The sequence below is a fragment of the Corynebacterium sp. LK26 genome (genome assembly GCF_014335085.1).
Taxonomy (GTDB): domain Bacteria; phylum Actinomycetota; class Actinomycetes; order Mycobacteriales; family Mycobacteriaceae; genus Corynebacterium; species Corynebacterium jeikeium_D.
Genome location: NZ_PDHB01000011.1, coordinates 30954 through 56940 on the forward strand (window position 1 = coordinate 30954; position 25987 = coordinate 56940).

20 protein-coding genes are annotated in these 25987 nt (G+C 58.6%); 10 read left to right on the top strand and 10 right to left on the bottom strand.

Features of this window, described 5'->3' with window-relative positions:
• Positions 1 to 62: 62 nt before the first annotated feature.
• Both CRD13_RS06790 and CRD13_RS06795 read right to left on the bottom strand, forming a co-directional pair.
• Entirely contained in the window at positions 63 to 407 is a 345-nt protein-coding gene (locus CRD13_RS06790; protein ID WP_016421667.1) for a metallopeptidase family protein, read from the bottom strand.
• 31 nt (positions 408 to 438) lie between these two features.
• On the bottom strand, positions 439 to 1680 hold the full coding sequence (locus CRD13_RS06795) for a septum formation family protein (RefSeq protein WP_222866681.1): 1242 nt from the start codon (positions 1678 to 1680) through the stop codon (positions 439 to 441).
• 194 nt (positions 1681 to 1874) lie between these two features.
• Between CRD13_RS06795 and CRD13_RS06800 the strand changes: the two genes are divergently transcribed.
• Positions 1875 to 2525, top strand: coding sequence for a LysE family translocator (locus CRD13_RS06800; protein ID WP_016421665.1), 651 nt, complete (start codon positions 1875 to 1877; stop codon positions 2523 to 2525).
• A 47-nt stretch (positions 2526 to 2572) separates the two neighbouring features.
• The gene (gene serS, locus CRD13_RS06805; RefSeq protein ID WP_048731242.1) at positions 2573 to 3844 is read left to right on the top strand and encodes a serine--tRNA ligase; all 1272 of its coding nucleotides are present in this window, start codon (positions 2573 to 2575) and stop codon (positions 3842 to 3844) included.
• 332 nt (positions 3845 to 4176) lie between these two features.
• Here serS and CRD13_RS06810 read toward each other — a convergent pair whose 3' ends face one another.
• The 6 genes from CRD13_RS06810 to CRD13_RS06835 form a co-directional block, all read right to left on the bottom strand.
• Positions 4177 to 5019 carry a hypothetical protein gene (locus tag CRD13_RS06810; protein WP_187401457.1) on the bottom strand — a complete coding sequence of 281 codons (843 nt, stop codon included), beginning with the start codon at positions 5017 to 5019 and terminating at the stop codon, positions 4177 to 4179.
• Positions 5016 to 5351: a PadR family transcriptional regulator gene (locus tag CRD13_RS06815; protein ID WP_049190945.1), complete on the bottom strand. Its 336-nt coding sequence runs from the start codon at positions 5349 to 5351 to the stop codon at positions 5016 to 5018. The genes CRD13_RS06810 and CRD13_RS06815 overlap by 4 nt, the downstream gene beginning before the upstream one ends.
• Positions 5352 to 5609: 258 nt before the next feature.
• Entirely contained in the window at positions 5610 to 6782 is a 1173-nt protein-coding gene (locus CRD13_RS06820; RefSeq protein ID WP_048732793.1) for an alpha/beta hydrolase, read from the bottom strand.
• Positions 6783 to 6924: 142 nt separating this feature from the next.
• Positions 6925 to 8481, bottom strand: a complete 1557-nt coding sequence (gene glpK, locus CRD13_RS06825) for a glycerol kinase GlpK (RefSeq protein ID WP_048732791.1) — start codon at positions 8479 to 8481, stop codon at positions 6925 to 6927.
• A gap of 84 nt (positions 8482 to 8565) precedes the next feature.
• On the bottom strand, positions 8566 to 9315 hold the full coding sequence (locus CRD13_RS06830; protein ID WP_187401458.1) for an MIP/aquaporin family protein: 750 nt from the start codon (positions 9313 to 9315) through the stop codon (positions 8566 to 8568).
• Between the two features lie 246 nt (positions 9316 to 9561).
• On the bottom strand, positions 9562 to 11298 hold the full coding sequence (locus tag CRD13_RS06835) for a glycerol-3-phosphate dehydrogenase/oxidase (RefSeq protein ID WP_016421655.1): 1737 nt from the start codon (positions 11296 to 11298) through the stop codon (positions 9562 to 9564).
• A gap of 439 nt (positions 11299 to 11737) precedes the next feature.
• On the opposite strand from CRD13_RS06835, the gene CRD13_RS06840 reads away from it, so the two are divergent.
• Positions 11738 to 13387 carry a 1-acyl-sn-glycerol-3-phosphate acyltransferase gene (locus tag CRD13_RS06840; RefSeq protein WP_149420762.1) on the top strand — a complete coding sequence of 550 codons (1650 nt, stop codon included), beginning with the start codon at positions 11738 to 11740 and terminating at the stop codon, positions 13385 to 13387.
• Between the two features lie 6 nt (positions 13388 to 13393).
• Positions 13394 to 14227, top strand: a complete 834-nt coding sequence (locus tag CRD13_RS06845) for an HAD family hydrolase (RefSeq protein WP_049190951.1) — start codon at positions 13394 to 13396, stop codon at positions 14225 to 14227.
• A 53-nt stretch (positions 14228 to 14280) separates the two neighbouring features.
• On the opposite strand, the gene CRD13_RS06850 is transcribed toward CRD13_RS06845, so the two are convergent.
• On the bottom strand, positions 14281 to 16686 hold the full coding sequence (locus CRD13_RS06850; RefSeq protein ID WP_149420763.1) for an N-acetylmuramoyl-L-alanine amidase: 2406 nt from the start codon (positions 16684 to 16686) through the stop codon (positions 14281 to 14283).
• A gap of 84 nt (positions 16687 to 16770) precedes the next feature.
• Entirely contained in the window at positions 16771 to 18276 is a 1506-nt protein-coding gene (locus CRD13_RS06855; RefSeq protein ID WP_016421651.1) for an N-acetylmuramoyl-L-alanine amidase, read from the bottom strand.
• A 329-nt stretch (positions 18277 to 18605) separates the two neighbouring features.
• On the opposite strand from CRD13_RS06855, the gene glf reads away from it, so the two are divergent.
• From glf to CRD13_RS06885, 6 genes are all read left to right on the top strand, one after another.
• The gene (glf, locus tag CRD13_RS06860; RefSeq protein WP_042388989.1) at positions 18606 to 19802 is read left to right on the top strand and encodes a UDP-galactopyranose mutase; all 1197 of its coding nucleotides are present in this window, start codon (positions 18606 to 18608) and stop codon (positions 19800 to 19802) included.
• A gap of 36 nt (positions 19803 to 19838) precedes the next feature.
• The gene (locus CRD13_RS06865; protein WP_239272136.1) at positions 19839 to 20768 is read left to right on the top strand and encodes a DMT family transporter; all 930 of its coding nucleotides are present in this window, start codon (positions 19839 to 19841) and stop codon (positions 20766 to 20768) included.
• A gap of 182 nt (positions 20769 to 20950) precedes the next feature.
• The gene (locus CRD13_RS06870) at positions 20951 to 21964 is read left to right on the top strand and encodes an alpha/beta hydrolase family protein (RefSeq protein ID WP_049171829.1); all 1014 of its coding nucleotides are present in this window, start codon (positions 20951 to 20953) and stop codon (positions 21962 to 21964) included.
• A 200-nt stretch (positions 21965 to 22164) separates the two neighbouring features.
• Entirely contained in the window at positions 22165 to 24225 is a 2061-nt protein-coding gene (locus tag CRD13_RS06875) for a glycosyltransferase (RefSeq protein WP_126108233.1), read from the top strand.
• Positions 24209 to 24799 (top strand): phosphatase PAP2 family protein, encoded by a 591-nt coding sequence (locus CRD13_RS06880; RefSeq protein ID WP_049190962.1) that lies wholly within the window; start codon positions 24209 to 24211, stop codon positions 24797 to 24799. Before CRD13_RS06875 ends, CRD13_RS06880 begins: the two co-directional genes overlap by 17 nt.
• A 29-nt stretch (positions 24800 to 24828) precedes the next feature.
• Positions 24829 to 25848: a decaprenyl-phosphate phosphoribosyltransferase gene (locus tag CRD13_RS06885; protein WP_049193199.1), complete on the top strand. Its 1020-nt coding sequence runs from the start codon at positions 24829 to 24831 to the stop codon at positions 25846 to 25848.
• The last annotated feature ends 139 nt before the right edge of the window (positions 25849 to 25987 follow it).

Consider the following 25987-nt stretch of genomic DNA (forward strand, 5'->3'; position numbering starts at 1 on the left):
ACAAGGAAGAAAGCTGCCGTGAAGAAGCCGAGAGGAACGAGACCTCGCAGGGCGGGACACACTTATCCGTAGCCGAGTCGGTCCAGATCCTCCTCCTCGAGGCCGAAATAATGCCCGATTTCATGCAGGAGAGTGACCCGAATCTGCTCCACCAGCTCCTCTTCGGTGTGGCTGATGCGGCAGAGCATGTCGCGATACAAGCTGATTTGGTCAGGCGGACCCCAGTGGTTGTTAGAACGCTCGGTCAGAGGAATGCCCTCGTAGAGTCCCAGCAGTGTGGGCTCGTCGAGGTTATACGGGTGGACCTGGATGATGACCTGATCGAGCTGATCGAGAAACTGCGTCGGGATGCGGTCGATGGCCTCATCGACAAGCGCATCGAACCGCTCCGGGCTAACGTCAACCATTTATGGTGCTGCCTCGCAATGTCCTGTTGTTCTACTGTCCTGCGGGAGCGATTGCGTTATCCACAGCGCCTGCTTCAGCACCAGTACCGTCGGCACCGACCGCACCGGCGTCACCTGTGCCAGCGTCACCCTGCTCCTCCCGCAGCGGATTGCGCGGCGGCGGAGCCACGGGCGGCTGGCCGTCGATAGTGAAGGACTCGTTAGCGTGTCCGTTGAGAGTGGAGAACCCGCCCTGGCCATTGTCCTTAATCAACCAGCAGTTCACACTGCGCGAGCCAGCATTGAGCGACTCCTGCGACAAGGAGGTCCAAAATGGCAACAGCGTTGAGTTATACAGCGGGTCGTCACCGCCGAGGTAATTCTGCGCGAGAGTCACACACTGTTCCGCGAGCACATCATTCTGCTCCTGGTCAGTGGGGATGTTGTCACCGAAATGGTCGCGGAGATTGACAATTCCCGTCGACTCCATCAGGTGATCTTCCACGCAAGGCACCTGGCGGATGGCGCCGTTTTCATCCAATGTCACGCAGCGGCCGCCCTCGAACACGCGGGACTGATCCTGCCCGGCCGCAGGCCCGGACATGTGCGTCGTGTTGCCGTCTTCATCGACGACCTGGATACCGCACAGGAAGGTTCGGTCACCCTTTTCCCACTGGCTAGGCGAAGGAATGATTGGCGCAGTGATAAAGCGACCATCCGGATCGTACTGGCCGCCCAGGTATTCAGTCACAGTGTCACGACACACGCCATTTTGCAGAGCCACCAAATTGTCCGCTGTCGGGTAGTTGGCAGTTTTTGCGTATTGCCCCGGATGTTCCTCGTAGTCGGCGAGATTCAGTTTCTTGGCGACCTCATAAGCGTGCGGCTGCTCACAGGGCACGACGCGGAAGTCAGAAACATTCAGATCTTCTGCCAGATTCCAGTCCAGACAGTTGCCCGCGGTTGCGCTGGTGAACGCCGTCGTCTCCTTGTCGACGATGGTTGTCGTTGTCGACGATGACGCGCTTGCCGACGAACCCTTGCCCCCAAGTGGCCCACTCGGTGGCTCGATGACTCCCGCTTGCAGCGCGAATGCCATTCCCGCGGCGCCAACCAGCATTGCCGTCGACAAAGCGCGCATTCCCCAGCTTCCACGGGAGTTATTCGAAGCGTTGGCATCGTTGCCGGCTGCGGAGGATGCACCAGCGCTGGCATCTGCGCCAGTACCTGCACCGGAGTCAGTGTCTGTGGCGGCAGCGTGCTCGCGATCCTGGTTCATATTGTCATCAGCCATAGTGACCCCATTGTGCACCGCCAATGAGCCTGTGGACAAGGTAACGCTAAAAGCGACAACGCTGCCATGAGCGTTGATGCCGTTGCAGGGAGCTCAGTCATCGACGCTCTGCCCGAGTTTGCGGTCCAAATTTGCTCAAGAGCTTTAAGCACTACAATAGTCCGGTATTCGTTCGCTACCCGAGGACACGAGTCTTGACCTGGACTGCACTACTCAGCCTGCTGGGCGTCCACATTATTGGTATGGCCTCACCAGGGCCTGACGTCTTCTTAATCCTGCGCCTTGCCACCAAATCCCGAAAGCACGCGATCGCAGCGGTTGCGGGTATCAGTACTGGCGCCACTATCTGGATGACCCTCACAGTTTTTGGGTTCGCAGCTGTCATCACCGCCAATCCTTTGCTGATGGGCGTAATCCAGCTTGTCGGTGGCTGTTATCTCATTTACATGGGTATCAGTATGGCCAAGGCAGGCATCAATACTCTCCGCGAACTGCGCGCCGGTGCCGCACCAGCCTTGGGAAGTGAGGCGCTCCGGTCACCGAAGGCGACGTTCCGCCAGGGTTTTTTCACCAACATGTCGAACCCGAAGATTGTTCTCTTCCTCGCGGCAGTGCTTTCACAGTTCATTCCCGCAGGCGCATCCGTGGGGACGCTTGTGCTTTGTACGTTGGTGCTAATCGTCTCCCAAATCGCTTTCTTCCTATTTATCGCAATCGTGGTGTCGACGGATGCCGTCGTCAAGCGAATGGTGCTGGCAGGGCCGTGGATTGACACTGTCGCCGGCGTGATCTTCCTCGTCCTCGGCGCGCTGCTGGTCGCCTCAGGAGCGGAAGCGGCACTCTAGCAAGCCTTGTGCCTGCTTGCCGACGTAAACCAGGTACTCTAGGGGACGTGATTGATCTCAAATTTCTCCGCGAAAACCCTGAAGTAGCCCGCGAGTCCCAGCGCACCCGTGGTGAGGACCCGGCATTGGTCGATCAGCTGCTGGAAGCTGACGCTAAGCGCCGTGAGGTTATTGCCTCCACCGACGCGCTGCGTTCAGAGCAGAAGGGCTTCGGCAAGAAGATTGGTCAGGCGTCGAAGGAAGAGCGCCCGGCCATGCTGGAGAAGGCCAAGGAGCTTTCCGACGCCGTGAAGGCAGCCGAAGCGGAGCAGAAGGAAGCCGAGGCTGAGGTCGAGCGCCTGCAGTACCTGATTGGCAACATCGTTACGGGTGCGCCCGCCGGCGGCGAAGATGACTTTGTCGTGCTGGAGGAAATCGGTGAGATTCCACAGTTCGACTTTGAGCCCAAAGATCACCTGGACCTCGGTGAGTCGCTGGGTCTTATTGATATGGAGCGTGGCGTCAAGGTCTCCGGTTCCCGCTTCTACTTCCTGACCGGTTACGGTGCCATGCTGCAGTTGGCCATGATGAACCTGGCTGCTCAGAAGGCAACTCAGAATGGCTTCCAGCTGATGGTGCCGCCGGTGCTGGTTCGTCCGGAGACCATGTCGGGTACTGGCTTCCTCGGTGCGCACTCCGATGAGATCTACTACCTGCAGGAAGATGACCTCTACCTGGTCGGTACCTCGGAAGTCGCGCTGGCCGGCTACCACTCCAACGAGATTATTGACCTGTCGGAGGGGCCGCGTCGCTACGCTGGTTGGTCTTCCTGTTTCCGTCGTGAAGCGGGCTCTTACGGCAAGGACACCCGCGGTATCCTGCGCGTACACCAGTTCGACAAGCTGGAGATGTTCTCCTACTGTCCGCCGGAGCAGGCGGAGGCAGAGCACCAGAAGCTGCTGAACATGGAGCGCGAGATGCTGGCCGCGGTCGATGTTCCATACCGCATCATCGATGTTGCTGGTGGTGACCTGGGTGCATCGGCTGCCCGCAAGTTCGATACCGAGGCATGGGTGCCGACGCAGAACACCTACCGCGAGCTGACCTCGACTTCGAACTGCACGACTTTCCAGGCTCGTCGTTTGAAGACCCGCTACCGCGATGCCGATGGCAAGTCTCAGTACTGCGCCACCCTAAATGGCACGCTGGCCACGACGCGTTGGCTGGTCGCCATTCTGGAAAACCACCAGCAGGCCGATGGTTCTGTGGTGATTCCGGAGGCGCTGCGCCCGTTCATGATGGGCAAGGAAGTTCTCGAGCCGGTTAAGCGAGCCGGTTAAGCGAGCCGGTTAAGCAGGTGCGGCCCCGCCCCAGTTCATCCGCGACTTCACGACACCTATGTCACCTCATGCCACCTCCACAGCTGGCATGAGGTGACGCCTGTGTCGTGAAGTGGCTTTTTCAGGCGTGACTTGTTTAGCTGCGCTAAAAAATTACTTGGGGGATTGAGAAGGTAAAAACACCAGGAAGGTTGAGTGTATAAACACAACCGAAAACACAACTGAATCAGGGGGATAGCCTCACTCGAGGTGGTAGAGGTTGTTTACAGCATTCGGATTACAACAATCTTTCTGATGAGTCTTTCACCTGCTGATGTCTCCTGCACCGTGATTTAAGCTGCTCCAGCTTTCTTCCACGTGGCCTTCAGCCCCGCGAAGAGGGGAAAGACAAGGCATGCGGCCGAAGCCACGACCGACGTCAGAGCAACACCAGCGTGGACTAAGGCCGGATTGAGCTTGGTCTTTTCTTCCGTGAAGACGCCGATCAGCTGAGCTGGAGCAATGGCGCAAGTGAGAGTACCTAGGGACGCGACGCGCAGAGTATCTTCGCGGTCATCTGCCTTGAGCAGCGAAGCAGCTGAGAATCCAGCTCCGACCGTAGAAACCACGAAGGGAAGAAGCAGAGTTTCCTTCGGTGCTGTCTTTTGAACTGCCTCGCCGTTTAGCTTCCATTTTGTATGGACTTCTGAAGGCAACTGCTTCCAGCACCTGGCCAGTGCGACTCCGTGCGCAACCGTCACAGCCGCGGGGAGAAAAGCGGTCGCCTGCAGCGCGCGAGCCGGAATTTCAGAGATAACCTCACCGTCAATATCGTCCGGTCGGACAATGCCCAGCTTGGTGGCCACCGCAGCCCAATTAACGGACCAGCCGAAACCCAGCAAGTGAGGTTGGAGGATCCGCGGGTCGTTCATATTCCACAGGGAAGCGCGACCGCGCTTGGAAAATGCTCGAAGTGGGTTGCTGAGGTAGCGTCGCAAAGCGCTCGGTTCACCAACTTGTTCGGCGACTTGCTCGGCGTATTCGGTCGCCGTTCCCAGCTCTTCGGCCAGGTCCGCGTGGACGTCGTTAAGCTCTTGCAGAAGACTCTCCTGCTCGGCGATGATCGCCTTGCGTTGTGCGTGCGATATGCCGATTTCGCGCAGTTTGTGGTCAATGGCAGTGAGGTAGGTGTTCATTGGGGCTCCTCGGAAAATAGTGCGGTCATGTCGGCGGATAGGTCGATGAAGTCCTGATGCAGTTGCGTGAGTGTTTGCTTTCCTTTGGCTGTCAGTGAGTAGTACTTGCGCGGCGGCCCTTTGGGGGATTCCTCCCAGCGATTGCTAATCAAGCCGTTGGTGGTAAGCCGCGAGAGTAGGGGGTAGACGGTTCCTGCGGGCGCGCTGAGGTGGGGGTAGGCGTTGAGCTTTGCGACGAGTGCCGCGCCATAGAGCTCTTCGCGAGAAATCAGCTTGAGAATGGCGAGCTCAAGTACCCCTTTCTTCAGTTGTGTCTGTGGACGTTTGGGCATAGCGTTGTGCTTTCTTTCCGGCGGTATGGAGGAATCTGCCCAGGCAGAATACTTTTCATACCTAGTACCTTGTAATACCAACTATACGCACAGTAGTTTGTATTGCCAAGTACTGCATGCTTTATACGGCGCGGAGAGGGCAGGGCAAAGAAAATGAGGGGCAATTGCCAGAAGGCAATCGCCCCTCATTCCACCGGGTTAGCTCTATGGAGAACTCGTAACTGCTAGGAAGCGGTTCGGTTCCTATTTAGCGTTCAATTAGATACGCGCATCAAGCCAGGCAATAGCCGTCGCAATGGCCTCGTGCTGTGCCGGCTCGTTGAAGGTCTCGTGGAACTGGCCTTCGAACTCGATCAGCTGCTTGTCGGTGGACGAGATGCCGTTGTACCAGTCGCGCGAGAAGAACGGCGGCACAATCTCATCCTGGCCGCCCATCATGACCAGGGTCGGCTCAACAAAGTCGACGGAGTTGGTGCCGTTGTAGGTGGCGGCAAAAGCCATCTGCTGAGCCATGCCGAGCGAGAGCTTGGAGTTGTTGTACGGATCAGTTTCGTACTCATCACGCACTGCCTGCGAAGAAGAGGTCTTCGAACCCAGCGGGTTGCCAAGCTGAATCAAGTCGCTGCCGGGTAGTGATGGCACGCGCATCTCGGTGCGGTTCGGCACTTCCTTGAGCATGCGAGTGTTGAATGTGGTCATGTCCTGGAATGGCAGGCGCTGGTAAATCGTCGGCTGCGCCTCGCGCTGGACATCGGTCATGGCCTCTGGGGTGATGGTTTCGCCCTCGTCCGTGCCACCGTAGGGGTTGAAAAGAGCGCCACCACCGTTGGCGACAATGCCATCGACACTGCCCGGGTACTTGATGCCGTGGAAGTCCACGGCAAGGCCGCCCATGGAGTGGCCGAGCAGGAAGGTCTTCGTGCTCGGGTTCTCCGCCTTGGCCTTTTCGACGAGCATGTGCAGGTCATCGACAAGCGAGTGGAAATCATCAATATGGCCACGGGCAACTGGGGTTCCTTCGACCTGGCCCGAGTGGCCGTGCCCACGGTGGTCAATGCGGTAAACGTTGTAGCCGGCGTTCAGCAGCTTGCCGGTTACCCACTCGTAGCGACCCAGGTGTTCTGCAGCGCCATGCACGACGACGACAGTGGCTTTGGCATTCGGGATGGTGTTGGACTTCCAGTAAATCTGGGTGCCCTTGCCATCCTGTGAGGTCATGTAGCCGTCGGTGACCGTAACGTGGCGTCCGTCAACCGTAGTGGTTGGTGCCGGGGTGGTGGGCAGCTCGACCATTGCAGTGGACTGCGGGTCGGGAGTTGGTTCCAGCGGGTTCTTGATGAAGTCCGTTGGGGCTGCTGATGCTGCCGGGGTGGCCAGGGCCAAAGTCAGGGCGGTGGTCACACTCGCAGTGAAAATTGATGCGCGACGCATGATTGCTCTTTTCTGTTTTCAATCGAGGAGTGGATGATAGTTATAATAATTTTATTATAACAAACAAGCCCTGAATTTATAATAAAAATAGCCCGGAAAACCGAATAGGTTTTCCGGGCTATTTTTCGGCTCTTACGAGGACTTATTCAGGCTTCGGTGCCTCCTCAGCATCCGTATCCTCGACCCAACCATAGGTGCGCTCAACGGCACGGTTCCACTGGTGGAACAGGCGATCGCGCTCTTCGGCCTCCATCTTCGGACGCCACTTCTTGTCAATCGTGATGTGAGCCTTGACCTCATCCAGGTTCGACCAGAAGCCAATGCCAAGGCCCGCAGCGTATGCCGCACCAAGGGCCGTGGTTTCAATGTTGTTCGGGCGTGTGACAGCGACATTCAGGATGTCGGACTGGAACTGCATGAGGAACTCGTTCATGGTCATGCCACCATCAACGCTCAGCGTTGTGATGTCCGTGTCGGATTCTGCGACCATGGCGTCGAGGACCTCGCGGGTCTGGTACGCAGCAGCCTCCAGCACAGCACGGGCAATGTGGTTTCGGTTGACGAAACGGGTCAAACCGACGATGACGCCACGAGCGTCCGGCTGCCAACGAGGAGCAAAAAGACCGGAGAAGGCCGGCACGATGTACACGCCGCCGTTATCCTTGACGCTCTTTGCCTTGTTCTCAATGGATGCCGCATTCGGAATCATCTGCAGCTCGTCACGCAGCCACTGAACAAGTGCGCCGCCCATGGAGACGGAGCCCTCGAGCGCGTAGACCGGCTTCTCTCCCTCGACCTGGTAGCAGACGGTGGAGATGAGTCCGTGGTCAGACCACTTCGGCTTCTCACCAGTATTCATTAGCATGAACAGCCCAGTGCCGTAGGTGTTCTTGGTGTCGCCCTCGCCGAAGCAGCCCTGGCCGAACATGGCGGCCTGCTGGTCGCCGAGGATGCCAGTAATCGGTCGCTCCGCAAGAGAACCGCGGGCGCGGATACGGCCGAAGTCGCCTACCGACGGTCGGATGTCAGGCAGCATCGACATCGGAATGCCAATTTCACGGCAAATGTCCTCATCCCACTCGAGGGTCTTGAGGTCCATCAGGAGAGTACGGGAGGCGTTGGTGACGTCGGTTGCGTGAACTGCGTCTTCGCCGTTGTCGCCCTCTGCACCACCGGTGAGATTCCACAGCAGCCAAGTATCGATGGTGCCGAAGAGTAGATCGCCAGCCTCAGCCTTTTCGCGAGCTCCCTCGACGTTGTCGAGAATCCAGCGCACCTTCGGGCCAGCTGGGTAGGAGTTGATACGTAGGCCCGTGGTCTCACGCCAGCGGTCAGCGCCTTCATCCCCCATGAGTTCCTTGCAGATCTCATTCGTGCGGGTGTCCTGCCAGACGATGGCATTGTAGACCGGTTCACCAGTGTTCTTGTCCCAGACGACAGTGGTTTCACGCTGGTTGGTGATACCGATGGCATCAATATCCTGGGAAGCAATGTCGACATCGGCGAGAGCTTCGCTGACTACTCGACGAGTGTTGGTCCAAATCTCCTGAGCGTCGTGCTCGACCCAGCCCTCTTCCGGGAAAATCTGCTTGTGTTCCATCTGTGCAACAGTGACGATTTCTGCGTCATGGTTGAAGATGATGCAGCGGGTGGAAGTAGTTCCCTGGTCAATGGCGAGGACGTATTTGCTGTGCGTCATGGGGGATACTCCTAGCGAAATTGTGTGTAAATGTGAGTGTTCAGGCTTGCGATATTTTATTGTGCGATATCTCTCATATTCCCGTTATCCGATGGCAAAGGCAAGAGCGCCTGCAGCCACGGCTGCCAGCATCGGTGCGACAATCGGAACCCATGCATAGGCCCAGTTCGCATCGCCCTTGCCCTTAATCGGGAGCACGAAAGCGTAGGCCAAACGCGGGCCGAGGTCACGAACAGGGTTGATGGCGTATCCGGTCGGGGAACCAAGGGAAAGACCAATCGACACAATGATGAACGAGACACCGAAGTAGGTCAGCGGGCCAAGTTCGCCGCCGGCTGGGCCGAACAGGATGAATGCGAGCAGAACGAAGGTCGCGATGAACTCGGTGACGGCATTCCAAAAGTTATTTGGGTGAACCGGCGCGGTGAAGAAGTTGCCGCCAGTTTCGGCATTCGCATTGGTTGGGTTGCCGTTTTCGTCGACACCATTGGCGTCGAACAGCTGCTTAAAAGCGGCCCATGCCAGGATTGCACCTACGAATGCGCCCAACAGCTGACCTGCAACATAGTACGGAACCAGGTCCCATCCCAGGCTGCCCTTGATGGCCAGGGCAACGGTTACCGCAGGGTTCAAGTGCCCACCGGATACGTCGGCAATAGATGCACCAGCGAAAACAGCCATACCCCAGCCGAAGGCAATGCCCAACCAGCCTGCATTTGCAGCGCGGGTTGTCCGGAGGTTGATAGAGGCACAGACTCCGTTACCGAGCAGAATTAGAATGGCGGTTCCGAAAAACTCCCAGAGGAATGCCTGGGATCCTGTGATTGTCTCCATGAGATGTGAAACTCTCTGTGCGTCGTGACCGGGAAAGGCCACGAGGAATCGTGCAACGTAAACTTTTAGGTATAAGAAATGCCGGCGAGAACTGATTCTTTTCGCCGGCACTTTTATTTCGAGCCCATTAGCCCCTTGAAGTGCAAAGCCGTTTTCCCAAGAGGGAAAGCTATTTCGTTGTGGCTACAGCGTTGGTGGCCATCTAAGAACTAACTAGTACGGCCACCGGGGGAGGGGAGGGGCAAACTAGCGGTCGAGGCTGACATCGACGTCCGCGCGAGTCTCCACTGCATGAGCAGCAATCTCGTTAGCGGCCTTGTCAGTCAGCTCACGTTCAGCTGCCAGAGTTGCTTCGACACGCTCGATGAAGACCTTGATCTCCTTCTCCATCGTGTCCTTGTCCCAACCCAGAGCTGGGGCAACCAGTTCAGCGGTGGCCCGGGCGCTGTCGACACCGCGGTGTGCGTACTCCATGGAGACACGCAGGCGGCGCTCCAGGATGTCGTCGAGGTGCATTGCGCCTTCGTGAGTCACTGCGTAGAGAACCTCAGCGCGCATGTACTGCTCAGCAGCCTCCAGTGGCTCGAGCAGGGACTTGTCCTCGGCCGTCGGGGCTAGAACCTCGTAGATGAGGGAGCCGTAACGGTTGAGCAGGTGCTCGACCTGCTTCTCGGTGATACCGAACTGCTTGGCCAGTGCTGGCTTCTGGTTGTTCAGTGCGTGGTAGCCGTCAGCGCCGAGCAGCGGGACATCTGCAGTGACGGACTCCGGTACCTTGCGGGGGACGTCCTGGACTGCAGCGTCGATGGTGTCAGCGCCGATGACGCGGTAGGTGGTGTACTTACCGCCTGCGACGGAAACCATGCCCGGGGCAACGTGGGCAACAGCGTGGTTGCGGGAGAGGTTGGTGGTGGAGTCGGAGTCGCCTTCCACCAGTGGACGCAGACCCGAGTAGACGCCGACGATGTCGTCGTAAGTAATTGGACGGCGAACCTTGGCGTTGACGTGGTCGAGGATGTAGTCGATGTCAGCGCGGGTAGCTGCCGGGTTGGCCAGGTTCATGGTCCAATCGGTGTCGGTGGTACCGATAATCCAGTATTCACCCCACGGGATCACGAACAGGACGGACTTCTCGGTCACGAAGGTCATTGCCACCGAGCCCTCAAGAGCGGACTTCGGAATAACAATGTGGACACCCTTGGAGGTGTGGACGCGGAACTTGCCCGTGACGCCAGCCAGCTTCTCAATCTCATCGGACCAAATACCGGTGGCATTGACGAAAACGCTGCCGCGGATGGTGGTGGTGGCGCCGGTGTCGGTGTCAAGGAGCTTCGCGCCGACGATGCGCTCGCCTTCCTTCACGAAGTCGACAACCTGAGTGGAGGTGCGGACATCAGCGCCGAAGTGAGCAGCGGTGCGCAGGACAGTCATGGTGTGACGGGCATCGTCAACCAGAGTGTCGTAGTAGCGAACGCCGCCGACCACGGCATCTTCCTTCAGGCCCGGAGCCTGCTTCAGGGTTCCCTTGCGGGAGTAGTGCTTCTGCATTGGAACCTGCTTGGCGCCACCCATGACGTCGTAAAGGAAGAAGCCCGATGCCATGAACGGGCGCTCCCACACGCGGTGGGTCAGCGGGAAGACGAAGCGCAGTGGCTTAACCAGGTGCGGTGCCAGGTGCGACATGGACAGTTCGCGCTCGCGCAGGGATTCAGCTACCAGGCGGAAGTCCAACATCTGCAGGTAGCGCAGACCGCCGTGGAACATCTTGGAGGAGCGGCTGGAGGTACCGCCTGCGAAGTCACGAGTTTCAATGACCGCAGTCTTCAAACCACGGGTTGCGGCATCGAGTGCAGCGCCAGCGCCTACAGAACCGCCGCCGATAATGACGACGTCGTATTGCTCGGTACCGAATTTCTCCCAGGTCTTTTCATGCTGTTCCTTATTTAGAACTGCAGATGGGGCGAGAGATGAAGAGGACGACATTTTCCAATCCTTCCCGGTGGGGGCGTTGATTTTTCGTCGAAGAGAATTTCTCGGCTCACGGCTCAGGTTACCAAAACTCGGCTTACTTGTAAGCGGTAACTTACGGTTACGTAGATATAAACAATGGGTCAAAAAGCCAAGGAAACCCGCCCCAAAATGTTGTCTGGTTTTCCGCAGGTAGATAGGTATGTTAATAGAGGTTTACTACTTTTAGAATGAATACCCATCGGCGGAGCCCACCTCATAACGGGGGTGGTAAAAGCGACTATGGGGTGTACCGGGACTGTATGACAGGTGCGCAGTACGTGCAAGGGGGATGTGTGGGGATGTACCTGGTTTTACACAAAGACATGGGCCTGTAACGACATTTATTCATGGGTCTCAGATACCAGTACATATCGCCCCGCTAAGGGGTGCGAAAGATTGTAGAGTAAAGGCCATGTTCAAGGATCCTGTGTACTTAACGATTATCGGATTGGCGCGCACCGTCTTCTTTGCCCAAGGTTTGAAGTTCACCGTTAAGGGCTGGGAAAACGTGCCGAAAGACTCTGGCGCCGTTCTCGTTACTAACCACACCGGATACATGGACTTCACCTATGTCGGTCTTCCATTCCGCAAGCACCGCCGTTTTGTCCGTTTTATGGCGAAGAAGGAAGTCTTCGACCATTCGATCGCAGGACCAATCATGCGTGCTTGTAAACACATTCCGGTCGATCGCACCGACGGCTCCAAGTCTTTTGAAGAGGCCTGCAAGAAGCTGGAAAACGACGAGTTGGTAGGCATCTTCCCGGAGTCGACTATCTCGCGCAGCTTTGAAGTCAAGAATCTGAAGTCGGGTGCGGTGCGTATGGCGCAGCGCACCGGCAAGCCCATCATCCCAGTGCTGATTGTGGGATCCCAGCGCGTGTGGACGAAGGGGCACCCCAAGCATCTCGGTCGCAGTAATACTCCGATTCATATTACGGTTTTGCCGCCGTGGACCCCGGAGGGCGATCCGGCAGAGGCCACCGAAAAGCTACACGAAATCATGGATCAGGGTGTCCGTCAGCTCTGGGACGAGTACGCAGCTGAAGAAGGTCCCCTGCCGAAGGGCGCCTACTGGGTACCGGCTCGCCTTGGCGGCGGCGCACCGACTTTCGAAGAGGCCCAGGCAGAGGACCTGAAAGTCGAAGAAGAGCGTCAGCGTATCCGTCATTTGCGCGGTGATCTGGCCGCATTCAAGGAAAAGCTAGCCGAGTCGGCACGTGAATTCGGCGATAGTGCGCGTGAGTTCGGCGATCAGACCAGGCAGCAGTTCCTCGATGCCTCGCAAACGATGAGCGCGGAGTCTGCTCGCCGAAGGGAACAGACGACCGCCTTGTTGGCGCAGTTCCGTCAGTCTGTGGAACAGATGGCTGATGATGTTGTCGCCGGTGCTAAGGAGAGCAAGGAGTCCGTGCGTACTGCCACGGATTCGATGCGCGTGACCTTCCGCGAAGCGTACGTGCAACTAGAGAAGGCCTCCGCCTCCGGTGTCGAACAGACGCAGCAGACCGTTTACCGTCTTATCGGCCAGTCGATGATGATCCGCGACAAGCTTCCACAGCGCTTGAACAGGCTCATCACCGCTCAGCCGGAGACGTTCATCTTCGATTACCCCGCATCGCTTGCCGACGACGCGGGCAATATCAGCGAAGAAAACATGAAGGCCTTGCAGCAGCTCGGCGATGCCGGAGCCACAATCGTTGTTCTGCACGAACCGGGAGATAAGCCGAATCTATCGGCTTTGGAGTCGGTTGACCTGCAGGTCGTGGAACTCCCGGAGGGCGCCAGCAAACTGGACGTCACAAATGCGGTGGTTAGCACGCTGCGCAAGCAGGCTCGCAAGGAAGAAACCGCGATTCTTTTTGCCGGTGGCTCGAACTTTGAGGAAGCCACACAGCGTGTCGGCATGCCGGTAGTTACGGCCGATGCGGACTGGTCCCTGCTGAAGAACGCGGATTGGGTAATCGACACTGTCGAGCATGGGGGAGTAGCCGCAACGCTGCAGTTGTTGCACGACCGGTTCTGCGATGACGGTGAAGATGACAACAGTGAGGACGGCAAGTAGTTCGAAGTGACCGAGAGACTACATCCACTACTCGTAGCTTCGGATATTGACGGGACGTTCATCGACTCGCGGGAGCGGGTAACTCCCCGCCTGCGACAGGCCGTCACGCGAATGCTACGCCGCGGAACCCCGTTGGTGCTGGCCACGGGAAGGCCGGCTCGGTGGTTGCAACCAGTGCTCGAGCAGCTGCCGGTTCAGCCGTTGTGCGTGTGTGCCAATGGCGCCGTAATTTACGACTCCGGCCGTGATGAAGTGGTTGCCGCCAACACACTGAAGCCGGAGACGCTGCGATACGTCGTCAAGCATGCGCGCGAAGCGGCGCGATCCATCGGTGGAATCGGCATTGCGGCAGAGCGCGCTGGGACGTCGGCGAATGATGCCATCGATGAGCTTTTTGTGGTGGCGCCGTCCTATGACCATGCGTGGGAATCGGATGAGCACGGTGAGCTTGCTGAAGAGGCCGTGTTGTCAGAACCCGCGACGAAACTCTTGCTGCGAAACTCAGATGTGAACAGTGCCCAGCTATATGAGCTGGTCGCTCCCGCAATTGACGCGAGCTTGGCCCACGTGACCTACTCCATGCCCGACGGGCTGTTGGAAGTGTCCGCGCCGGGCGTGACTAAGCGCGCCGGGTTGGAATACGTGTCTGAACTGGTCGGAGCGACCGCGAAAGATGTGGTCTGCTTCGGTGACATGCCGAACGATATCGAGATGCTGTCGTGGGCGGGCACGGGTGTGGCCATGGGCAATGCGGCTGACAACGTCAAGGAGATTGCAGACGAAATCACCGCCACCAATGATGATGACGGTGTTGCTCGTGTGCTGGAGCGCTGGTTCTAGCTAGCCTCGAGGATTTCCTCGCGCCAGCTAGCTCACCCAGCGCTCGAGGGCGTTTACTTCAGCTCGGTCTTGACCTCGCCGGTGGTGCGGTCGAAGGTGATTGAACCGTTCTGGAACTCAGCGCGCTCGATGTTTCCATCGACCACCTGGGTCTTCGTCGGGGCACCCAGCTTGCCGACCTCGAAGCCCTGGCGGGCCCACTCATCAGCAATCTTGCCCCAGATAGCGTGCGCGCCGGTGGTGTCGGAGTCGGTGATTACGCCGTTGGAGAACTTCACGTAGCGCAGGGCATCGGCCTGGCCAGCATTGTTCGCTACGGTAGAACCGCTCTGGATACCGGACATTGCGTAACCGAGAACGGAGCCCATTTCCTCGGAAACTTGGCGCCATTCGGCAGCCAGGTCGTTCTGCTCATTGATAGTGATGATCTTGTCAATCAGTACCGGCAGGTCAGCGATCGACGGGCCGTTTTCAATCGAGCGTCCAACTGCACCCAGAATCGCATCGGCGGTCTGTCCGAGCCCCGGTGCGCCGAGCATGCCCAGCGCCGAGGCCAGCATCGAACGTGCACCCGAGACTGTCTCCAGAGCCTGTGCCTTCTGCTGCTCGTCGGATGCGCTCGGCGAGGAGGAGTTGCTCTGCTCGCTTGCCGACGGTGCGGAGGAGTCAGCCGAAGCAGTGTCACCGGTGTTCGTGGCGTCGGTTGGCTCCGAGGTATTCGAAGTACCCGAGGTGGTCGAGTCGGAGCTCGACGTTGTCGAAGAAGTGGTGCTCGATGCGCTCGAGGACTTCTCGGAGGACGAGGTCGTGGACGTACCCGTCGATGCCGAGGTGGTCGAAGTGGTCGAGGTCGACGTGCTCGACTGCGAGTCTGTGTCCTCGGTGGTCTTATCGTCCTTTTCATCCTGCGGAACGAGGAGGTCAATCAAGCCGTCAGGGCCCTCATTGTCAATCTTTCCGCTGGTGAGTGTGTTGTACTTCTTCTCGGCAATCGAGCGGATCTTGCTCATCTGGGCGTAGCCAGCATCACCCGGGCAGGTGGTGTTACCAACGTCGCGGTGCGCGAAGATTGTCGGCAGAGTGACCTGCTGACCGTATCCATACTTGGCGTAGCTGGTGCCACCCGAAGTCATCTGAATCTGGCCGGTCGGCTTAATGCCGGCGACCTTCAGGCGCCAACCAATCATATTGCCCACCGAGTTCAGTGCGGCCTCGCTGGGAGCAACCGAAGAGTAGTTACCCATCATGGAGATGCCGAAAGTACCGGTGTTGAAGCCACCTGCGTGTGCGCCCTGGACATTCTTATCCAGCCCACCGTAGCGGCCCTCGTAGATGTTGCCGTACTTGTCGACAAGAGCGTTGTATCCGATGTCGCACCAGCCCAGAGTCTGTGCGTGGTACTGGTAGATGCCGCGGACGATACCAGCGGACTGGCTCTCGGTGTAGTTGTTTGAACCAGCGGTGTGGTGCACGGTGGCACCGACAAGCTTGCTGTCGTAGTCCGCGCCCTTACAGCGGTTGTTTTCGTTGGCGCCCCAGCCGGCACGGGTAATGACCTTCGGCATGCCCGTGACATTCTTGGCATCCACAATTGGGTCGATGCCGGATGCAGCAGCCTGGCCGTCGATTAGCACTGCGTCGACCTGGTCGATCGGCAGTTCATCGGCGACCGGTTCGATGTCCGTCCACTTCACTGGGAGATTCGGCGAGTCCAGATTTGCAGCGTCGTTAGCGCTCGGAGCAGTCGGGTCATCGAGTGCGTCCCCAGGAGCTGCATCCGGAGTCAGCTGGTAGTCGGAAGCGGCCTCGGCGACATCCTTGGCCGCATCCGTAGCGGAATCCTTTGCATCCTCCACGGCCTTCTTCGCGCCCTCAGCATTAATTTCGTCGAGGTTGAGCTTGGATAGATCCAGCTTCTCAGCGCCCTTGATGTCCTTCAGATCCACGCCGGAACCCGGACCGAAGATGTTAAGTCCGTGGGTGGAAACCTGAACGCGCTTGGTTGGCTCGATGTAGATGAGCTCCGTTCCGTTCAGGCCGTTGCCATTGCCTTCAGCGGGGTAGTCCGGGTCAACGCTGAACCAGTCGGACCAGGAGCCGTCTGCTCGCTCGGCGCGGACGAAGCTGGCGATATCAGGGTCACCGGCCCACGTCAGCGCAAACTGGGAAAACTCGGTATCGGAGGTAATTTCCTTGACGACACCGCGGTTGGGATGAGCTTCGTCGGCAAGCGACTGCGTTGCGATTGCTGCATCTTCGACGAGAACGGAGACGCTGTCTGCAAGCGACTTGCTCTGGACAACCGGGTCGATGGGGCCGGCGCCGTTTTCCTCAATGAGGTCATAAGCGGCACCTGCGCCGACAACGGCAACGGGTGTCAGGGCAAGGGTCGCCACGGCAGCGAGTACCAAGGATTGCTTGGCACCTGCGCGGCGATTGATGCGGCGGCGACTAAACACGGTAATAACTCCTGGGTGATTACGAAAATCTGGTGTTACACCACAAATGTGATGTGGTTATGCCTGGATTAGATAAGCGGGGGCTTAGTTCTGAGGTGCGAACCAGGCCTGCGTAGCTTCGGCAGGGTTGGTTGGCAGGGATTCAGTTAGAAACTCACCAACAACCTCGCCTGGCGTGGGCGTTTCCACGTTTCCGAGGGAACCGCCGTTGTCGCCCGACTCGCCGGTGCCCGGAATCGGCGGAATGCTGGCGGCCTCTCCGTCCTGGTTGTTCGGATCCGTCGAGCGGCCGGCGATATCCGCTCCACCGGCACCATCAAACTTGGCTTTGGCTGCAGCGCGGATGGCATCCATCTGCTGGTAGCCGAAGGTGCCCGGGCAGGAGGTGTAGCCGGTGTCGCGGTGACCGAAGATGGCCGGGAGGTTCACGGTCTGGCCGGAGCTGTAGCGTGCCTTCGAGTAGCCGGCGCTGGTCAGCGCGGCGGTGGACATCGGATCGACGCCACCGACCTTCATGCGCCAGCCGACCATCTCGCCGAGTGCGGTGACGGCCGCATCCGGAATCTCCAGCTGGTCGTGATTGCCCATCACCGAGATACCGAAGGTGCCGTTGTTGAAGCCACCTGCGTGTGCGCCCTCGATGTTCTTGTCCAGGCCACCGTAGCGGCCCTCGTAGATGTTGCCGTACTTATCGACCAGCGCGTTGTAGCCAATATCGCCCCAGCCCAGCGTATTTGCGTGGTAGGCATAAATGCCACGGACAATGGCTGGTCCCTGGGACTCTGAGTAGTTATTGGAACCCGCGGTGTGGTGGATGCACGCGCCCTTGAAAGTGCTGTAGGAGCTCGAACCGCTGCGGATGGACTCATCTGCGCCCCACGCTGCACGGCTGATTACATTTGGCGCGCCGGCAATCGACGACTCGTACGCAACTGGCTGAATAACCTCGCCGACCTGCTCTACGCCGTCGATGAAAACTGCCTGGACAGCGTTGAGGGACAATGCGGCCGTAGCGCTGACGAGGTCCTGCAGGGAACCGCCGATAGTGGCGGGGTCAAGGTTGTCGATACCAATGATGTTGCGGGGATCCAGGCCTTCGAGGAGGTTCAGGCCGACAGTCGACACCTGCACGCGACGGGTGGGCTCAACGAACAGCAGCTCGGTGCCGGACTGCCCGGAGTTATTCATCGGACCGTGTGAATCAGCGTGGAACCACGGGCCAAAGCTGCCGTCTTCGCGCTCGGCGCGAACGTAGAGCTGCAGATTGTCATCGCCCGGCCAGGTGAGTGCGAACTGGGAGAACGGTTCGTCGCGGGTGATGTCCTTCACGAATCCGCGAAGCGGGTGCAGGGCATCGGTAATGGCATGGGTGCCGACGGCTGCGTCGTCAATCATCATCGTGACAGCGTCAACCAGCGGCGATGTTGAGATCTTGGCCGCGATGGGGCCTACGCCTGGGCTTTCAACCAGAGTAGGGGCCTGGCGAATACCCCATGTTGCTAGCGGAGCTGCGGCAGTAGTAGCTGCCAGTCCATAGAGGAAGGTGCGACGGCCCATCGACGGGGCATTGATGCGACGGCGAGTTGGCACGGTAAAAGCTCCAAAAAAATGGGGTACAGGGTTATCGACCCGAGGTCTACCCGGGGTCGAAAGGAAGGAAAGTTGCAAAGCAACAGAAAATTCTGAGGAGGATGTTACCAGTGTGACTAAAAAAATCTAGTGAGACATCTGTGTTTCTTCGTTAATTTTGGGAAAATTATCAAATAATGTGACCAAACGAACGTTGGGCTGGGCTCACGTGGACGTCGTAAAGCCCGCGTGTACACCCGCAAACCGGATGGAAATGCAATAGGTTTTAAGGCGTGAGTAGCGAAAAGAACACCACTGCCAATGAATTTGCTCCGAAGTCCCTACAGGACATCAAGGACAACACCTACGACCTCATCGTGGTCGGTTCGGGTTTCTTCGGTTTGACCGTTGCTGAGCGGACCGCCACTGAGCTGGGTAAGCGCGTGCTCGTTGTCGAACGCCGCAACCACATCGGCGGCAACGCCTACTCGGAGGCAGAGCCGGAGACTGGCATCGAGGTGCACAAGTACGGTGCGCACCTGTTCCATACCTCTAATAAGAGGGTGTGGGACTACGTCAACCAGTTCACGGACTTCACCGACTACCAGCACCGCGTGTTCGCTATGTACAAGGGCACCGCGTACCAGTTCCCGATGGGGCTGGGGCTGATCAACCAGTTCTTCGGCAAGTACTACAGCCCGGACGAGGCGCGCCAGCTGATTAAGGACCAGACCGATGGTCTGGATCCGCGTGACGCGAAGAACCTTGAGGAAAAGGCAATCTCCCTGATTGGTCGCCCGCTGTACGAGGCATTTGTCAAGCACTACACCGCCAAGCAGTGGCAGACCGACCCGAAGAACCTGCCGGCCGGCAACATCACCCGCCTGCCTGTTCGCTACACCTTTAATAACCGCTACTTCAACGACACCTACGAAGGTCTGCCTGTCGACGGCTACACCGCCTGGCTGGAAAACATGGTGACCTCCGACAAGATTGACGTCGTTGTCGATGCCGACTGGTTCGAGGTGCGCGACGAACTGCGCGCTGTATCCCCGGACGCCCCGGTCGTCTACACCGGCCCGCTGGACCGCTACTTCGACTACGCCGAGGGCAAGCTGGGTTGGCGCACGCTGGACTTCGAGATGGAGGTTGTCAACACCGGCGACTTCCAGGGCACTCCAGTGATGAATTACAACGACGCGGATGTGCCGTACACCCGTATTCACGAGTTCCGCCACTTTCACCCGGAGCGCGATTACGTCAAGGACAAGACGGTAATTGTTAAGGAATACTCCCGCTTCGCCGACGATGGCGACGAGGTCTACTACCCGATCAACACCCCGGAAGACCGCGAGATGCTGGAGGCATACCGCAAGCTCGCCGCAGCAGAAGCGCAGGAGAACAAGGTTCTCTTCGGTGGTCGTCTGGGCACCTACCAGTACCTGGACATGCACATGGCCATCGGCTCCGCACTGTCGATGTTCGACAACAAGATTGCGCCGTTCTTCAACGACGGCGAAGCAATCGAGCAGGAGCGCGGGCACTAATTTGCCGCTTCCGGCTCCCGCGCTAGTATTGCGCGAGTGTCGCGTGAGAAAACCCAAACCGAAGTTCCCCAACAGGGGCCATTGCTGCAGCGTGTGAACAAGTTTCTCACCCTGCCAGTGGCACCTGTCATTCTGGTTCTTATCGGTTCTCTTGGTACCCAGGCTGCAGCCGTGCTGGTCACTGGCATGCTTTCCACGGTCGGCGCGCCGGGCATATCGGGCCTGCGCATGACCGCCGCCGCCATCATTATGGTGGTTCTGTTCCGGCCAAAACTGTCCGGGATGACCCGCGCCCGCGCCATCAACATCGTGGTCTACGGCATCGCCATGGGCATGATGAGCATGATGGTGTACGCAGCCATCGCGCGCCTCCCGCAGGGCGTCGCCGTCACCATCGACTTCCTCGGCCCCTGCGTCGTGTCCTTCCTGGGGCTGAAAATGTGGCGCTCCCGCCTATGGGCCATCGTCGCTTTCATCGGCGTTGCCCTGATTGCCCAGCCCTCCAATGACCTTGACATTATCGGCATTGGTTACGCCGCAATCGGTGCAATCTTCTTCGGCGCTTACACGCTCTTCTCCGCCCGAATGGGCAGCACCGAGGGCGGCGGCATGCCCGACCTGGCGCTGTCAGTGGTCGTCGCAGCAATCGTGCTCGCGCCATTTTCTGTTTCCGCTGCACCGCTTGTCGACGGTTCGATGTGGGCCACCATCGTTATTTCCGGGTTTATTGGCGCTGTTATTCCCTACGTGATGGACACCATCGCTGCGGGGATTGTCTCAGCGGCGGTCGTCGGCACGCTCTTTGCACTGGACCCGGTCATCGGTGCAATCCTGGGCTGGGCGTTTTCCGGTGACCGAGTGACTTGGTCCATGGCGCTGGGCATCGTGCTAATCGCGGCGGCTGGCGCGATTATTACCTGGCGCGGGGCGCGGGAGTCGCGCGAGCTGCGGGGGCTTGCGCAGTAAAAATGCGGATACCAGAACCCGCCGAAAAGTGGGGTCTCGACGTGTTCTGCTGGAAAACGACAGTGAATGCGGGTAAGTTTGTCGAAGATTTATTGTTTCTTAAGGTAATTCCCTGAAGCGGAAACACGCCTGATAGTTCCCACCGGCCGTGGGGAATCGCACATTGTGAGGAGAATGCACACGTGAAAATCACCTCTACTTTCCGTGGTTGGCGTCGAAAGGTTGCAGCCGTTGCGTCCGCGGTAGCTGTGGCCGCGTCTGCATTGACCATGGCGCCGGCCGCGAGCGCGGCGGGTGACCGAGGCTCGCTGCGCCCGGGTTGTGAGTGGGATTCGTACCAGTACTTCACCCAGAAGTGCCAGGTTTATTCGCCGGCCATGGACCGTAATATTCCGGTTCAGATTGTGGCCTCTGCCAATGGTGGTAACAAGGCTCTCTACCTGCTAGATGGCCTGCGTAGCCCGGCTGATGCCTCTGACTGGGTGGAGCACGGTAACGCCCCACGTACTTTTGAAGGATCCAACGTCAACCTGGTTATTCCAGGTGGTGGCGGCGGTAGCTTCTACACCGACTGGAAGCGTCCGTCGGTTAGTGTGCACGGTCCGTTTGTAAACATGTGGGAGACCTTCTTAACTCAGGAACTGCCGGTTTACCTTGAGCGTGAGTTCGGCATTTCTCGCACTGGTAACTCCATTGCAGGTCTGTCCATGGGTGCATCTGCTGCACTATCGTTGGCATACAACCACCGAGACCAGTTCGGTCAGGCTCTTGCCTTCTCCGGTTACCTACACACCACTGCGCCGGGTATGACCACTGCAATTGAGGCCGCTCAGCTGTCGGCTGGCTACAGCTCCTTCGACATGTGGGGTGCGCCTATGTCAGCGGAGCGTGTCCGCAATGATCCGTACCTGAACGTCGAGAAGATGAAGGGGCTGGATCTGGTTATTACCTCGGCAAATGGTGTTCCGGATGAGGTTCGTGACCCGAAGAATCTCTACCGGGTCGTCCCGAAGGCCGGCGGCGTTGCGCTGGAGTCGCTGTCCCGCTTGTCCACCCGCGAGTTTGAGTTGCGTGCTCGTACCTCCGGTCTGGATGCCACGTTTGAATACGAGCAGACCGGTATCCACGATTGGCCGACCTGGGATCGTAACCTCCAGAACTCCAAGGCCCGCATCGAAGGTTTCCTCGGAGCTTAAAACTACAAACTGAACGAAAAAGCCCCTATGTGCAGCAGATAGTCCGCAGCGCGTAGGGGCTTTCACATTCTGGGCTGTCGCTAGCGTGGCAACAAGAGGCAATCCGCCACGGGCACTAGGATGCTATGAGATAGAAACGTCGGTAACTTATCGGCGGCAACACCCCCGGTAGACCTTTCGGAAAGTGGTTGATACGTCTCATGGCATCACAGCCTGAACAAAAGCGGACACATACCCCGACAACGTCGTCAAGCCTTGCCGTTGAACGCCTGCAGCGGATTTTGCTGCCAAAGTTGGGTGAGCCCCGTGATGTCCGCTCGCTCTACTTGGTTGAGCCGGAGACTAATGCCGGTCGTGTGCAAGCGCATTCGCGCACGTCAGCCACTGTTCCGGCGGGTGATGAAGTTAGTTTTGAAACCTACTTCAATGCTTTTCCGGCCAGCTACTGGCGCCGGTGGACGAATCTGGACAATGTTGTCCTGCGCCTGGAGCTGTCCGGTACTGCGCGCGTAGACATCTACCGTTCGAAGATTGACGGTGCGCGCATCGCCGTGACCGGCGAAGTTGTCGGTGATCTGGGTGCGGCGGCTGAAGGCGCGGAAGCCAAGGTGGACGGCAAGGATGTGCACGTCTGCGAAATCCCAGTACCGCTGACGCAGTTTGAAGACGGCGGCTGGATTTGGTTTGACCTCACCTGTGAGACGGACGTGGTAATCCACTCCGCAGGTTGGTACTCCGATATCGAGGCACCGAGCCAGACGTACCCGGACGGCACAGAGCATCCGGCGCCGGAGGGGCGCGTCACTATCGGTATCCCGACGTTCAATCGCCCGACCGACGCAGTTGCTGCTCTTGAGGCGCTGTCCTCGGATTCTGAGGTCGATGCCATCATCGATGCTGTTTTGATGCCTGATCAGGGCACTAAGCACCCGGCAGATGAGCCGGGCTTCGATGCTGTCGCCGAGCACTTTGGTGACCGCCTGCGTATTTTCCCGCAGGGAAATCTCGGTGGTTCCGGCGGGTACTCCCGCATTATGTATGAGGCCCTGGGCGGTCCGGATTCGGATTCGAAGCGTGCGACCGATAGTCCGTTCATTCTCTACATGGATGACGACATCGCCATCGAACCGGATTCCATTCTGCGTGCGGTTGCTGTCGGCCGGTTCGCGAAGTCCCCGATGCTGGTCGGCGGTCAGATGCTGAACCTGCAGGAGCGCAGCCACTTGCACTCGATGGGTGAAGTCATCGGCCGCCATGACTTCATGTGGACTTCCGCTCCGCACGTCCACTATGACCACGACTTTTATGCGCACCCACTGCGCGATCGCGGGGAGCACGGCACTAACGCAACCGGTGAGGTTGTCGATTCGAAGGATCTTCACCGTCGCATCGATGTTGAGTTCAACGGCTGGTGGATGTGCCTGATTCCACGCGTCGCCGCTGAGACAATCGGTCAGCCGCTGCCACTGTTTATTAAGTGGGACGATGCCGAATACGGTTTGCGCGCAGGCACGGCAGGCTTTCCGACGGCTACGTGGCCGGGCGTAGCAATTTGGCATATGGCCTGGTCGGACAAGGACGACGCCATTGACTGGCAGGCGTACTTCCATCTGCGCAACCGCTTGATTGTCGCGGCTCTTCAGCACGAGGGCGATGCTGCCGGTATCGTGCGTTCCATGCGCAAGGCCACTTTCAAGCACCTTCTGTGCCTGGAGTACTCCACTGTTGCCATCCAGAACGAAGCCATGAAGGACTTCCTGGCAGGTCCGGAGCACCTGTTCGATATTCTCGAGTCCTCGCTGCCGCGTATCAATGCCCTGCGTAAGAGCTTCCCCGACGCGGTTGTGCTGCCGAGCGCAGGCGATCTGCCAAAGCCCTCCGGTATTCCGGGGGTTCCGACAAAGGATGTCGGTGGTCGTCTGGGCAAGCTGAAGAAGGTCGGTTGGCTGGCCAAGGGTCTGCTGCACAGCGTGCGCCCGGAAAACTCCGAGCACCATGCGGTGCCGCAGGCAAACCTGGCGCCGCTGGAGGCTCGTTGGTTCTCCCTGTCGCGTCTGGATGGCGCAACGGTCACCACCGCTGATGGCCGTGGCGTGGTGTATCGCCAGCGTGACCGCGACAAGGCCAAGGCTCTGCTGGAAGAATCCTGGGAGCTGCAAAAGCAGGTTGAGGAGCGGTTCGAGCAAATGCAGGCACGCTACCGCGCAGCCTATGACGATCTGACCAGTAGGAAGGCCTGGGCGAATGTCTTCGAAAATTAAAGGCGATCCGTTCGGCGAGTCCGACGTTCTCGTTAATATTCAGCACACGCTTAACGACGTCCCGGGTGTGCTGCCCACCGCGCGTGCCATGAGCTATTTCGGTGAGCACGCCCTTGGGTGGATGGGGCTCGCTGCCCTCGGGGCGGCGGTGGATAAGGAGCGACGCATTAGCTGGGCAAAGGTCGGTGTGGCCGCCTTTACCTCGCATGCGGCATCGGTGGTGCTTAAGCGCATTGTCCGTCGCCCGCGTCCCCATGACCGTCGTATAGCAATCGGCGTTGGTACGCCAAGCAAGCTGAGTTTCCCGTCCTCGCACGCGACGTCGACGACGGCGGCGCTGGTGGGGATTGCAAAGTTGGGTTACCCGGCAGCACCGGCCGTGGGCGTGCCGGCGATTATGCTCTCCCGCCTGGTGCTGGGAGTTCATTACCCAACCGATGTCGCTCTCGGAGCAGCGCTGGGTACAGCCACTGCTCTTGCGGTGGACAAGATAGGTGATAAGGTCATCGAGCCGAAAAAGGCGCAGCATAACCAGGGTGGACAGCCCTCCATTGCGGAAAGGAATGCACAGTGACACAGGCGGAGAACGACAACTTGGCCAATGTGTCGGCCAACCAGCGGCAAGCTTCTCAATCAAGGATTGGGTCCGAGCCGCACACTTCCGGTATCGATGAGCCTGCGCACCCGCAGGGGCATCCGCCGAAGAATCTGTTGGACGGCATGATCAAGGCGCTTCGCCCGAAGCAGTGGGTGAAGAATGTCCTGGTCATTGCGGCTCCACTGGCAGCCGGCAACGAGATCATGGACTCGGGACGTTCGATCGGTACGCTGACCGTCGACATCCTGGTGGCGTTTGTGGCCTTCTGTTTGGCCGCATCGTCGATTTACCTGATTAATGATGCCCGCGATGTTGAAGCTGACCGGGCGCACCCAACCAAGCGCTTCCGCCCAATTGCCGCTGGCGTACTGCCGGTGAGCATGGCGTACATTATGGCGGTCGCACTGATTATTGGTTCGATTGCGGTGTCCTGGTTTGCCTCTGAGGGGCCGGGGCTAGCAATTGTTGTGGCTGTATACATTGCACTGCAGCTCGGTTACTGCTTTGGCCTGAAGCACCAGCCGGTGATTGATATTGCGCTGGTGTCCTCGGGTTTCATGCTGCGTGCAATGGCCGGCGGTGTTGCTGCCAACATCAACCTGTCCCAGTGGTTCTTGCTGGTTGCCGCCTTTGGTTCGCTGTTCATGGCAGCCGGTAAGCGTTACGCTGAGCTGCTGTTGGCAGAGCGCACGGGTAAGAAGATTCGAAAGTCGTTGCAGGGTTACACCGCGACTTACCTGCGCTTTGTGTGGACCCTCGCTGCGACCGCCGTGGTGCTGAGCTACGCGCTGTGGGGCTTTGAGATGGGCCGCGCGCCGGGCACTTCATCGACTTCGGCTATTTGGTACGAGATCTCGATGGTTCCATTCACTGTGGCCATCCTGCGCTTCGCCGCCGACGTTGACCGTGGTGATGCGGGAAGCCCGGATGAGATTGCGCTCAAGGACCGACCGCTGCAGGCACTGGCCGTCCTGTGGCTGCTGTCCATTGCCATCGCTGTCTACGCTGTCCCGACTCTGGGGTAGTTCCCAGTTCTTATCCCTTTAAGCGAACTGCGATTTCCGTCGGGTTCTCGTCGGGTTCTAGTCGGGTTCGGTTGGTAGCTGAAAGCCCATGCACCGAGGGGTGCATGGGCTTTTTTGTGCCTAGCTAATACTTACGTTG